The 12,582-nt window shown below is 72.2% G+C and carries 10 protein-coding genes; 5 read left to right on the top strand and 5 right to left on the bottom strand.

Going from position 1 to position 12,582, the window contains the following annotated elements:
- Position 1: 1 nt before the first annotated feature.
- From ACLQ2X_RS04755 to mce, 5 genes are all read right to left on the bottom strand, one after another.
- On the bottom strand, positions 2–1,324 hold the full coding sequence (locus ACLQ2X_RS04755) for an AI-2E family transporter (RefSeq protein ID WP_425679697.1): 1,323 nt from the start codon (positions 1,322–1,324) through the stop codon (positions 2–4).
- Between the two features lie 197 nt (positions 1,325–1,521).
- A complete protein-coding gene (locus tag ACLQ2X_RS04750; protein WP_425679696.1) occupies positions 1,522–3,420 on the bottom strand; it encodes a hypothetical protein in 1,899 nt (632 codons plus the stop codon).
- A gap of 171 nt (positions 3,421–3,591) precedes the next feature.
- Positions 3,592–4,842 carry a DivIVA domain-containing protein gene (locus ACLQ2X_RS04745; RefSeq protein WP_425679695.1) on the bottom strand — a complete coding sequence of 417 codons (1,251 nt, stop codon included), beginning with the start codon at positions 4,840–4,842 and terminating at the stop codon, positions 3,592–3,594.
- A 249-nt stretch (positions 4,843–5,091) separates the two neighbouring features.
- Positions 5,092–6,447, bottom strand: coding sequence for a crotonyl-CoA carboxylase/reductase (gene ccrA, locus ACLQ2X_RS04740; protein ID WP_425680010.1), 1,356 nt, complete (start codon positions 6,445–6,447; stop codon positions 5,092–5,094).
- Between the two features lie 238 nt (positions 6,448–6,685).
- Positions 6,686–7,150, bottom strand: a complete 465-nt coding sequence (gene mce, locus ACLQ2X_RS04735; protein WP_425679694.1) for a methylmalonyl-CoA epimerase — start codon at positions 7,148–7,150, stop codon at positions 6,686–6,688.
- Between the two features lie 62 nt (positions 7,151–7,212).
- Between mce and ACLQ2X_RS04730 the strand changes: the two genes are divergently transcribed.
- The 5 genes from ACLQ2X_RS04730 (at position 7,213) to ACLQ2X_RS04710 (ending at position 12,522) form a co-directional block, all read left to right on the top strand.
- Positions 7,213–8,406, top strand: coding sequence for an acetyl-CoA C-acetyltransferase (locus ACLQ2X_RS04730; protein ID WP_425679693.1), 1,194 nt, complete (start codon positions 7,213–7,215; stop codon positions 8,404–8,406).
- A gap of 104 nt (positions 8,407–8,510) precedes the next feature.
- Complete coding sequence (meaB, locus tag ACLQ2X_RS04725) at positions 8,511–9,446, top strand: methylmalonyl Co-A mutase-associated GTPase MeaB (RefSeq protein ID WP_425680009.1); 936 nt, start codon at positions 8,511–8,513, stop codon at positions 9,444–9,446.
- Between the two features lie 79 nt (positions 9,447–9,525).
- Positions 9,526–9,924, top strand: a complete 399-nt coding sequence (locus ACLQ2X_RS04720) for an Asp23/Gls24 family envelope stress response protein (protein WP_425679692.1) — start codon at positions 9,526–9,528, stop codon at positions 9,922–9,924.
- Positions 9,925–10,130: 206 nt separating this feature from the next.
- On the top strand, positions 10,131–10,883 hold the full coding sequence (locus ACLQ2X_RS04715) for a FadR/GntR family transcriptional regulator (RefSeq protein WP_425679691.1): 753 nt from the start codon (positions 10,131–10,133) through the stop codon (positions 10,881–10,883).
- 178 nt (positions 10,884–11,061) lie between these two features.
- Complete coding sequence (locus tag ACLQ2X_RS04710) at positions 11,062–12,522, top strand: P1 family peptidase (protein WP_425679690.1); 1,461 nt, start codon at positions 11,062–11,064, stop codon at positions 12,520–12,522.
- Positions 12,523–12,582 lie beyond the last annotated feature (60 nt).

The following is a 12,582-nucleotide window of genomic DNA, read 5'->3' as shown; positions in this document are numbered from 1 at the left end:
CTCAACGCCGGTCCTGGCGGGGCAGCACCACCTCGCGCACGATCAACTGCAACGCGGCCACCAGGGGGATCGCGATGAGCGCGCCCACCACACCCATCAGCGCCACCCCGAGCAGCGCGGCGAGCAACGCGGCCACCTCGTTCACCGACACCGCCCGGCGCATGATCTTCGGGTAGATCAGGTAGTTCTCCAGCTGCTGGTAGAGCACGAAGAACACCAGGCAGGCGATGCCCACCGGCAGGGAGGTGGCGAGCCCGACGAGCGTCACCACCACCGCGCCCAGGGTGGCCCCGATCTGCGGGATCAGGTCGGTGACCGCCACGACCACGGCCAGCGCGAACGGATAGGGCAGGTCCACCACGAGCGCGAACACGAACGTGGTCACGCCGGCCAGCACGGCGATGGCCGACGCGCCCACCATGTACGCGCCGACGCGGGTGAGGATCTCGTCGCCGATCAGCCGGACCCGCTCCCGGCGGGTACCCGGCACCAGCGAGTACCCGAGTTCGCGCATCCTGTCGAAGTACGCCAGGAAGTAGATCGTCAGCACCAGCACGGTCAGCAGGCGGAAGAGCGTCCCGAAGACAAGTTGCGCCCCGCCGAGTACCCCACCGAGCGCCCGCCCGATGGTGTCCGTGTTCGCCGCCGCCCGTACCCGCTCCATCACGTCGTACCGGACGATCAGATCGTTCACCGTGGGATTGCGGCGCAGATCCTCCACGTACCCGGGTAGCTGCTGGACGAACTGACCGGACTGGGTCACCACCGGCGGCACCAGCGCCAGCAGCCCGCCGACTATCAGCAGCAGCACGGTAAGCGTCACCACCGCCACCGCCAGCCCGCGGGGCACACCCCATCGCCGTAGCCGGACCACCGCCGGGTGCAGGCCGACGGCCAGGAACAGCGCGATGACCACCAGCACCAGGATGCCGGCCGCGTTGCGCACGCCCAGATACACCGTGTACGCCAGCAGCGCGCCGAGGGCGCCGGTGAACCCGACCAGGAAACTGCTGCGCCGCAGGGGTTGCCCGGGTTTGCCGAACCGTCCGCCCGACGGTCGCCCAGCCGAACCGGCCCGGACGCTCGCCGTTTCGTCGGGGTGCGCGTCCGCGTGCACGGCGTTCGTGCCGGCCGGTGCGGCGCCGGCGGTCACGGCTGTGGTGTCTGCGGTGTCGGCGCGTCCGGCGTCGCCGCCCGTGGTGTCGGCGGCGCCCCGGCCCGGGTTCGCGGCGGCCTGATTCGCGCCGGCCGGGTTCGCGCCGGCCGGGTTGGTGGCGGCCGTGCCGGACTGGTCGTCCCGGGCGGCGAAGTCCTCCTGCGACACCCGTGCCTCCCCGCTGCCGGCATCCCGGCCGGCCTGCCGGAACGCGTGTCGGCCCACGCCTGACGGCGGGACCTCTGCCGCAGGGTAGTCGTCGCCGGATGTGCCCGCCGGTGTGGTCGGCCTGCCCGGCACCGTCGGTCGGCCAAGCGGTCTCGGTTGGTGGCGGGTCGCCGGCCTCGCGGTGGCGGCCCGCCGCGTCAGTCCTTGTCGACGGTGACGGCGCTGGGCTTGGCGCTGCGCTCGTCGGTGGTGGGCTTGGTGGGGCGCTTGCCGTTCTCCCCGGTGCTGGTGATCTTCGTGGGGGTGGCACCCCGACCACCCTCGCCCGGCACGGCGGCGACCGTGGGTTCACCGTCCACCCCGCCCGCGGCGGGCGAGTCCATGGTGGTCACCGGCTCGGCGACCGGTTTCGCCTCGGCCGGCGCGTCGCCGTTCGGGGTGGCGGCCAGATCGCCCGGAGCGACCGGGGTGGCCGAGATGCCGGCCGAGCCGGCGTCGCGCCGCAAGTCGGTGAGCCGGCTTTGCAGGTCGTCGGACTCCTGCCGGGACTTCCACGTCTCGGTGCGCAGGTCCGCGAGTTCCTGCTGCGCCTTGGCGATCTCCAGCATCACGTGGGCGAGTTGCTGCCGACCGGCGGCGACCTCCTGCTGGGTCGCGGCGAGGTGCTGCTGGGTGGTGGCCAGATGCTGCTGCGTGGTGGCCGCGTGCTCCTCGAACTGGCGCCGTGACCCCGCGACGTGCTCGTCGGCCTTGCGGCGCTGCTCGGTGGCGTCCGTCTCGGCCCGGCGCAGCAGCTCGGCGGCTTCCTGCTCGGCCTGCTGCCGCATGGTCTGCGCGTCGGCCTCGGCGGCGGACCGGATGTCGGCGGCGGTGCTGTCGATCTCCTCGCGGCGGGCGGCGTACGCCTGCTCCAGCTCCTGCTGCCGCGTGGTGTGCTGGTTGTCCAGCTCGTCGCGGCGCTTGGCGAACTCCTGCTCGGCGGCGGACCGGCGCTGGGCCAGCTCCTTCTCCACCTTCTCCCGCTGCCCGGCGACCTCCTTCTCCACCCCGGCCCGCCAGGCGCCCAGCTCCTGTTGCGTCTGCGCGCGGGCCTGCTGCACGTACGTCTCGATCTCGGTGCGCATCCGCTGCACGTACGCCTCGACCTCGGCGCGGTTGCGCTTGCCGGCCTCGGCGGCCTCGGTGGTGAGCCGGCTGGCCTCGGAGCGGGCCCGGCCGCGGGTGACCTTGGCGGCCTCCTCCGCGTCGTCCACGATCTTCTTGGCCTCGGCGAGCGCCTTGGCATGGGAGGCGCGACCGGCCTCGGCGGCGGCGTCGGTGAGGCGCTTGGCCTCCTGCTGGCCCTTGGCGTGGACCTCCTTGGCCGCCTCACGGAGCTGGGCAGCCTCCTGCTGGGCCTTGGCCAGTGCCTCCTTGGCAGCCTCGCGCAGCCGGGCGGCCTCCTGCTGGGCCCGGGAGTGGATCTCCTTGGCGGTGTCCCGGAGCTGGGTGGCCTCCTGCTGGGCCTTGGCCAGCGCGTCCTGGGCGGCCCGGCGCAGCTTCTCCGCCTCGTCCTCGGCGGCCCGGCGCAGCTTCGCCGACTCGTCCTTGGCGGTTTTCAGCGTGGCCTCGGCCTCGGCCCGGCGGGCGGCGGTGTGCCGCTCCTCCTCGGTCCGCCGGGCGGCGAGGGCGATCTCGAAGTCCTTGAGGGCGCGGGCGGCCTGCTCCCGGGCCTCCTCGACGATGTGCTCGGCAGTGGCGCGCCGGGCCTCGATCTCCTCGTTGGCGGCGGCGAGGATGTCGTCGGCCTGTTCCTCGGCCATGGTGAGGATCTGCTCGACGCGCGGGCCGAGGTGCCGGAACGACGCCCGGTCCACCACCCCCACCTGCTTGCGCACCTGGGCGAGGTCGCGCTGGAGCACCTCGACCTGACCGGCCAGCTTGTGGATCTGGGTATATGCCTGTTCCCGCTCGTTGGTCAGCGCCGCGATCTCGTGCTCCGCGCGAGCGACGTAGCGGTCCACCTGCCGTTTCTCGTACCCCCGCAGGGCGGACTCGAAGCTTGGCTCCGTCGTCACGTCCCCGCCGAGCGCGAACAGTTCCTCGCCGTGCGACATGCCCCCATCCTCACACGCCTCCGGCATCGCTGGGGCGATACGGAGGGCCCATCTGGGAGCTACTTCACCCTCGTGGCGAAACGGGCCCGCACAAGCATGACGGCGCGGGGCGACACCGGTCACCCGGTGTCACCCCGCGCCGTGGCTCATGCCCCGTCCGCGGGTGGTCGTTCAGCTGGCCGACTCGGCCGTCACCTTCTGCCCGGAGGCGTCCGTCTTCGGCGTCTCGGCCTTGGCCGCGGCCGGCACGCCCGGCACGATGCCGGCCAGGCCGGACAGCATCTGCCCGAGCTGCGAGGTGACCGCGTCCTTCTGGCGGGTGAGGTCGTCGACCTCGCGACGGGCGGCCTGCGTGGTCAGCTCGGCCTCGGTGCGGGCCTCGTTGAGCACGCGCTGCGCCTCGGTGCGCGCCTCGTTGAGCGTCTTGTCGGCCAGCGCCTTGGCCTTGTCCACGGTCTCGTTGGCGGTGCGCTCGGACTCGACCCGCCGGGCCTCGGCCCGCTGCTCGATCTCCTTGGCCCGCTCCTGCGCGGCCCGGGCCCGCTGCTCGGCCTCGCCGACCAGCTTCTGGGTCTGGGCGACCTGGGCGGCGTGCCGCTGGGACTCCTCGCGCTCGGCCTTCTCGCGCCGCTCGGCGAGCTGGAGGTCCAGGGCCTGCAGGTCCTTGTCGCGCTTGTCACGCGCGTCGGTGAGCAGCTTGGTCGCCTCGGCCCGCTTCTCCTCGGCCTCCCGGCCGGCCTTGGCCCGCTGCTGGGTGATCTCCCGCTCCGCGGTGGCGCGCAGGGTGGCGACCTCCCGCTCGACGGTCGACTTCAGCTCGGCCACCTCGTGGGCGGTGACCGTGCGCAGCTGCTTGGTCTCCCGGTCGGCGTCGGCGCGCAGGGTGTCGGCCTCGCGGCGGGCCTGCACGCGGACCTCGGCGGCCTCGCGCTCCGCGGCGGTGCGGACGCTGCCGGCCTCCCGCTCCGCGGTGGCCTTCATGGCGGCGGCCTCGGCGCGCGCCTTGTCGGTGATCTCGCGGGCCTCGAGGCGGGCGGCGGAGAGGATGCCCTCCGACTCGCGCTTGGCCTCGTTGCGGTGGTCGTTGGCCTGCTCCTCGGCCAGCCGCAGGATCTGCTCGACGCGGGTGCCCAGGCCGGACAGCGTCGGGCGGCTGTTCTCCTCGAGTTGCTTGTTGGTCTCGGCGAGCTTCTGCTCCAACGCGCTCTGGCGCTGCTCGGCCTGCCGGAGCCGACGCTGGGCATCGTTCATCCGCTGCTCGGCCTCGGCGCGGGCCTGCTCGGACTGGCTCAGTGCGGCGCTCAACCGGCCGATGAAGTCGTCGACCTGGTTGGTGTTGTATCCGCGCAGGCCGACAGTGAAATCGGGCTGTGAGTTCGCGTTATCGAAGAACGCGAGAGGGGAGGACTGCTGCTGGGGCATTGGGACATACTCGCAGACCCCCCAGGGTGGTTCGCAAGAGTGGTCGGCACCTTTCGCGTCCGGTTCACATGGTCAACTCCGCCCGCCGCCGGGGTCGGGGCGACTGGCGATCTTGGCAGGTCCCGGGCGGGTCGGGCGTGGCGGAGAAGGGACACGAAAAGGGCCGCGGTTGGGTACCCGCGGCCCTTTGTCCGGACGGCCGAATGGCGCCCGGGTCGGCCGGAAAGACAATCCGGCGCGACCGTACGGTCAGTGCCCGCGGAACCGGTTGATCGCGCTTTCGTGCCGCGAGCGCATCTCGGTGTCCCGGACGCCGAGCCCGTCGGTGGGGGCGAGGCAGCGCACGCCGACCTTGCCCTGGTGCGCGTTGCGGTGCACCTCGTAGGCGGCCTGGCCGGTCTGCTCCAGCGGGTACGTCTTCGACACGGTCGGGTGCACCCGGCCCAGCGCGACCAGCCGGTTCGCCTGCCACGCCTCGTGGTAGTTGGCGAAGTGGCTGCCCACGATGCGCTTGAGGTGCATCCACAGGTAGCGGTTGTCGAACTGGTGCAGGTAGCCGCTGGTGGAGGCGCAGGTGACGATCGTGCCGCCCTTCTTGGCGACGTAGACGCTGGCGCCGAACGTCTCCCGGCCGGGGTGCTCGAAGACGATGTCCGGGTCCTCGCCGCCGGTCAGCTCGCGGATGCGCTCCCCGAAGCGACGCCACTCGTCCTGGTCCTGGGTGTGCTCGTCGGACCAGAACTTGAACCCCTCGGCGGTGCGGTCGATGACCAGCTCGGCACCCATCTTGCGGCACAGCTCGGCCTTCTCCGGCGAGGAGACCACGCAGACCGGGATCGCGCCGCCGTTGAGCGCCATCTGGGTGGCGTAGCCGCCGAGGCCGCCGGAGGCGCCCCAGATCAGCACCACGTCGCCCTGCTTCATGTTCGCGCCGTGGTGCGAGACGAGCTGCCGGTACGCGGTGGAGTTGACCAGCCCCGGGCTGGCCGCCTCCTCCCAGCTCAGGTGGCGCGGCTTCGGCATCAGCTGGTTGGCCTTGACCACGGCCAGCTCGGCCAGGCCGCCGAAGTTGGTCTCGAAGCCCCAGATCCGCTGCTGCGGGTCGAGCATCGTGTCGTCGTGACCGGCCGCGTCCTCCAGCTCGACGGACAGGCAGTGCGCGACCACCTCGTCGCCGGCCTTCCACTTGGTGACGCCCGGCCCGGTGCGCAGCACCACGCCGGCCGCGTCCGAGCCGACCACGTGGTACGGCAGGTCGTGGCGGCGGGTCAGCTCGGAGAGCCGACCGTAGCGCTGGAGGAACTTGAACGTGGGCAGCGGCTCGAAGATGCTGGTCCACACCGTGTTGTAGTTGATCGCGCTGGCCATCACGGCGACGAGCGCCTCGCCCGGGCCCAGCTCGGGGGTGGGTACCTCCTGCACGTGCAGCGCCTTGCGCGGGTCCTTGTCGCGGGTGGCCAGGCCGTCGAACATGCGGGTGTCCTCGGCGCGCACCACCACGCCCCGGTAGCTCTCCGGTACCGGCAGGCCGGCGAGGCCGGCGAGCTCCCGCTCGGGCTGCGACGAGCCCTCCGCCGCCATGATCGCTTCGAGGATGTCCTGCACAGTGACCTCCCGTTCCGTCCGCACCCGCACACCGCGGGCAGGGGTGCTGCCATCGTCGGCGCCGGTGCGACGGGACCGCCATGTCGGCCATCGACACGTTCCGGCACCGGTCGCGTTCCTGTGGGCCGGACGTTACTGAACGGTAGCTAAAGCGGGAAGCCCTGTGTGAAAAACCGCATCTGCCGATGCGTGGAGGTGCGCGGGAACACGTCCCCGCGCACACCCTCGCGCGCTGCCGTCAGGCGGGCTGGACCAGCTCGATGAGGACGCCGCCGGCGTCCTTGGGGTGCACGAAGTTGACCCGGGAGTTCGAGGTGCCGCGCCTCGGGGCCTCGTAGAGCAGCCGCACCCCGCGCTCGCGCAGCGCCGCGCACGCCACGTCGATGTCCGCCACCGTGTACGCGACCTGCTGGATCCCCGGACCGCGCCGGTCCAGGAACTTGCCGATCGTGGTGTCCGGCGACAGCGGCGCGAGCAGCTGCACCATGCCGCCGGAGGCGTCCGGCCCGACGGCCAGCATCGCCTCGCGTACACCCTGCTCGGTGTTGGTCTCGGTGTGCACGCAGCGCATCCCGAACGTGCGCTGGTAGAAGTCGATCGCGGCGTCCAGGTCGGCCACGGCGATCCCTACGTGGTCGATGCGGCGCAGGCCGATGTCTGTGACAAACTCGGCAGCGGGCTCGACGGGGGAGTTCTCAGCCATGGCGCTAGTCTGACCGAACAATCGTTAAGGCGTACAGGTCGGCTCCCCCTCGGAGGCAGGTAATGGCTTCGGTGATCGTCAGCGGCGCGCGGACCCCGATGGGGCGCCTGCTGGGCAACCTCAAGGACCTCCCGGCGACCAGGCTCGGCGGCATCGCGATCAAGGCGGCGCTGGAACGTGCCGGCGTGGCGCCGGACCAGGTCCAGTACGTGATCATGGGACAGGTGCTCCAGGCGGGCACCGGACAGATCCCGGCGCGGCAGGCCGCCGTGGAGGCCGGCATCCCGATGTCCACCCCGGCGCTGACCATCAACAAGGTCTGCCTCTCCGGGCTGGACGCGATCGCACTCGCCGACCAGCTCATCCGGGCCGGCGAGTTCGACGTGGTGGTGGCCGGCGGCATGGAGTCGATGACGAACGCCCCGCACCTGCTGCTCGGGCAGCGCTCCGGTTACAAGTACGGCGACGTGACGGTCAAGGACCACATGGCCCTGGACGGCCTCACCGACGCCTGGGACTGCTGCTCGATGGGCGAGTCCACCGAGCGCCACGGCGCGAAGCACGGCATCACCCGCGCCGAGCAGGACGCCTTCGCCGCCGCCAGTCACCAGCGCGCCGCCGCGGCGCAGAAGAACGGCCACTTCGCCGAGGAGATCACCCCGGTGATCATTCCGCAGCGCAAGGGCGACCCGCTGGTGGTCAGCGAGGACGAGGGCATCCGGCCGGACACCACCGCCGAGTCGCTGGGCAAGCTGCGTCCCGCCTTCGCCAAGGACGGCACCATCACCGCCGGCAGCGCCTCGCCGATCTCCGACGGCGCCGCCGCGGTGGTCGTGATGAGCAAGGCCAAGGCCAAGGAGCTGGGGCTGACCTGGCTGGCCGAGATCGGCGCGCACGGCAACGTGGCCGGGCCGGACAACTCGCTGCACTCGCAGCCGTCGAACGCGATCAACCACGCCCTGAAGAAGGGCGGCCTGAGCATCGAGGACCTCGACCTCATCGAGATCAACGAGGCGTTCGCGGCGGTCGGCATCCAGTCCACCCGCGATCTCGGGATCGACGCGGACAGGGTGAACGTCAACGGCGGCGCGATCGCGCTCGGCCACCCGATCGGCATGTCCGGCGCCCGGGTGGTGCTCACGCTGGCGATGGAGCTCAAGCGCCGGGGCGGCGGCACCGGGGCGGCGGCGCTCTGCGGCGGCGGCGGCCAGGGCGACGCGCTGATCATCCACGTGCCGAACGGCACCGAGAGCTGATACCTGCGAGCCCCGCAGTCGTGAACGAAGGCGGCACAGTGCCAGACGTCCAGAACACCCCGGCGGCGGCCACCGGACCGGTGCGCCGCAGCCGGGACGTACCCATGCTCGTGACCCGGGCCCGCGCGGGCGACCCCCGCGCGGTGGCCCGGCTGATCACCCTGGTGGAGTCCGGCGACGAGGTGTTGCCGCAGGTCGCGGCCGCGCTGGCGCCGTATGCCGGGCACGCCCAGGTGGTCGGCCTGACCGGGTCGCCGGGGGTGGGTAAGTCGACCACCACCAACGAGTTGGTCCGCTCCCTGCGGGCACGCGGGCACCGGGTCGGCGTGTTGGCCATCGACCCGTCCAGCCCGTTCACCGGTGGGGCGATCCTCGGCGACCGGGTGCGGATGCAGGACCACGCCACCGACCCCGGGGTCTACATCCGGTCGATGTCCAGCCGGGGCCACCTCGGCGGGCTCTCCGCGGCCACGCCCCAGGCGGTGCGCGTGCTGGAGGGCGCGGGCTGCGACGTGGTGCTGGTGGAGACCGTCGGGGTCGGGCAGGCCGAGGTGGAGGTGGCCTCGCTCGCGGACACCACGCTGGTGCTGCTCGCCCCGGGCATGGGCGACGCGATCCAGGCGGTCAAGGCCGGCATCCTGGAGATCGCCGACGTGTTCGTGGTCAACAAGGCCGACCGGGACGGCGCGGACGCGACGGTCCGCGACATCCAGGGCATGATCGCGCTCGGCGAGCGCGGGCCGGACCAGTGGCGTCCGCAGGTGGTGCGGGCGGTCGCCGCCCGCGCCGAGGGCATCGACGACATCGCCGCCGCGATCGACAAGCACCGCGACTGGCTGGAACGCCACGACGAGCTGCGCCGCCGGCGGGAGACGCGGGCCGCGGCCGAGATCGAGGCGATCGCGCTCGGCGTGCTGCGGTCCCGCATCGGCTCACTGCGCGACGGTACGCAGTTGCCGACGCTCGCGGCGAAGGTGGCCGAGGGCGCGATCGACCCGTACGCCGCCGCCGAGGAGTTGCTCGCCCAGCTCCGCGGCTGAGGTCGGTCCCGCCACTTCCACGGCAGGGAAACTCCATGATCGACGGTGGGGGTACGCTCCCGGGGACGAGGGAGGGCGCGTGGAGGATGACGCTACCCGGGAGTTGTCGATGACTCCCGATGCGGTGGTCGGTGGGGCCACCCAGGTGTCCGACGAGGTCGTGGAGAAGATCGCGGTGGCGGCCGCCCGGTCGGTGCCCGGGGTGGCCGAGCTGGGCGGCGACGTCGCCCGGTTCTTCAACGCCGTGCTGGACCGGGTCGGCCTGGACCAGGTGGGCGACGCGCGGCGTGGCTGCTCGGCGCACGTGACGAACGGCGCCGCCGTGGTCAACCTGGTCATCGTGATCGACGGTGGCCACCAGGTCCCGCAGGTGACCGACGGCGTGCGGGCCGCGGTCACGTCGGCCGTCGAGGGGTACGGGCTGCGCGTCGACGAGATCAACATCCGGGTGGACGACGTCGCCCTGGGTGCTGGCTGACAATCGTGGCACCGGAGCGTGGCTGAGTCGTCCCGCGGTTCGGTCGCGTTCCGGGTGGGTCGGCTCGACCGTCCTGTGTTCACCGCCCCGCCGTGCGGCACAGCCTGCGTTCCTGCCGCGGTGGGCGGGGTCAGCCCGTCGGGCGGGCGGGTGCCCCGTACCGTTGTTCCCGGTGGCGCGGGGCCGCCGCGTGTCGGGAGGTTCGCATGCCCAAGGGTGTCCCGTTCGCCCCCGTGCGCACCGTGAGGGCGTACGAGGGGATCGTCCGGCAGGTGGAGGACCGGATCGCCGCCGGTGACCTGCGGCCGGGGGACCGGCTGCCCAGTGAACGCGAGCTGACGACGCAGTTCGACGTGAGCAGGTCCACTGTGCGCGAGGCGCTGCGTGTCCTGGAGAGCAGCGGCCTGGTCCGGTCCCGCCCGGGTGACCCCCTCGGACCGCAGGTGATCGCCTCGACCGCGTCGGCGATGCGCAAGCTTTTCGCCCGGGTCGTGGACAGCCGTCGGTTGGGGGTGGCGGAGCTGTTGCAGTTCCGGATGCTCATCGAGTCGGCCGCCGGTTTCGTCGCGGCCCGGTTGGCGTCACCGTCCGAGTTGGACCAGCTCGAACAGGCGCTTGTGGAGATGCGGACCGCCGCCGCCGAGGGCTACGAGGCCTTCAGCGCGGCGGACGTCCGATTCCACGAGCACGTCGCCCGGCTGTCGGGCAACGAACTGCTCGTGCTCTGCCTCGACGCGGTCCGGAGCATGGTGCTGGACCTGATTTCCACGAAGCTCGCCGAGGCCCCGGACCGCGCGGCGCTCATGGATCGCACCCTTGCCCACCACCGCCGGGTCCTCGACGCGATGCGGGCCGGCGAGGCCGACGAGGTCGCCCGGCTGACCCGTCAGGAGCTGCACCACTACTACGCCGAGTACGTGCAGGAGCAGCGGCGGTCGATGGTGGACGTTTTGCTCTGAACCGGCCCGGTATGAGCCGAACCGGGGTCTTCCCCGGATCGGCCATCGGCTGAATGAGGGGTTCCTTTCAACTGGTCTGACCAGTAGCCTCCGTCACATCGGGGGACCACGCAGTTGACCATTGCATCGATCGCCCCAACTGGGCGGACGTCGCACTGCTTCGCATGGGAGAAGCTCCATGAAGTCGTCCAGAATCGCGGCGCTCGCCGCGACAGCCCTGGCCTGCCAGGGACTCGCGCTCGTCGCGGCCGCGCCCGCGTCGGCCAACCCCGCCGCCGGTGCGCCGGGCACCCACAACGCCATCACCGACGTCCCCGGCATCCAGGTCGGTCAGGTCCAGTCCGACACCGCCCCGTACCTGACCGGCACCTCGGTCGTGTACATGCCGACGATGTCCGTGGCGAGCGTCGACCAGCGCGGCGGCGCCCCCGCCACCAAGGAAACCGACCTGCTCAGCCCGCTCAACTCCAACCCCGGCGTCAACGCCATCCAGCTCGGCGGCAGCAGCATGTACGGGCTGTCCGCCACCAACGGCATCATCCGCTGGCTGGAGGACCGCGGCGAGGGCGTCGGCGTCGGGGCCGGAGGCGTGGCCCCCATCGTGCCGGCCGCGGACATCTTCGACCTCGGCCGCGGCGGTGACCCCAAGGCGCGTACGTCCGCCGAGTGGGGCTACCTCGCCGCACAGGCCACTTCGGACGGCCCCGTCCGTCAGGGTGGCGTCGGCGGCGGCACCGGCGCCCGTGGCGGCGGTCTGCGCGGCGGTGTCGGCACCGCGAGCGTGCACCTCGGCGACGGCATCTACGTCGGCGCGATGGTGATCGTCAACCCGGCCGGTTCCCCGGTCGACCCGGCCGACTGCACCCTCTACGGCACCAAGTTCGGCATCGGCGACGAGTTCGCCGGTTACAAGGCGCCCAAGAAGAAGGAGTGCAACCCGCCGAGCACCCCTGCCCAGCAGCCGGCGAACACCACGATCGCCGTCGTGGCCACCAACGCCCCGCTGGAGAAGGCCGCCGCCCAGCGCATGTCCGGCAACGCGCACGACGGCATGGCGCGCGCGATCAGCCCGATCCACACGCTCGGCGACGGCGACACCGTCTTCGCGGTGTCCACCGGCAAGGGCGAGGCGCTGCAGATCAACGACCCGGCCGACACCCGGCAGCTCAACGCGATCTTCAATGCCGGGGCCAGCACGCTTGCCCGCGCCATCGCCAAGGCGGTCCTCTCCTCCGAGAGCATCGGCAACACCAGCAGCTACTGCGACCGCTACCCCTCCGCCTGCAAGGGCATGAAGCAGCTGAAGCAGTGGCGTACCCAGGGCAACGCCCCGACCGTGACGCCGGAGACCTTCGCCCAGGCGTCGGAGGCGCTGAAGCAGACTCCGGTCCCCGCGCCGGCCGGTGCCGACAAGGACAAGGGCAAGGGCAAGGGCAAGCCCAACGCCGCTCCGGCGAGCAACACCAGGAACGACGCCGGCCAGGACTCGCAGAACGGCATCGTCCTCGCCTCCGGCGACACCGGTGGGCCCGGTGTGTCGACCGGCGTGACCACGGCGCTGCTGGCCGCGGTCCTGCTCAGCGTCGGCCTGCTGGGTATGCACCTGCGGGGACGTCGGCGGGCGCTGCCCTCCGCCTGACAGGCAACGCTGTCCCACTGTCGCGCCGGTAGCCAGGCGCGCCTGATGATCGAGGCGGGT

This window comes from Micromonospora sp. DT31 (genome assembly GCF_049841795.1).
Taxonomy (GTDB): domain Bacteria; phylum Actinomycetota; class Actinomycetes; order Mycobacteriales; family Micromonosporaceae; genus Micromonospora.
The sequence above is the reverse complement of the archived record's forward strand: the minus strand, read 5'-3'. Positions and strand labels throughout refer to the sequence as shown.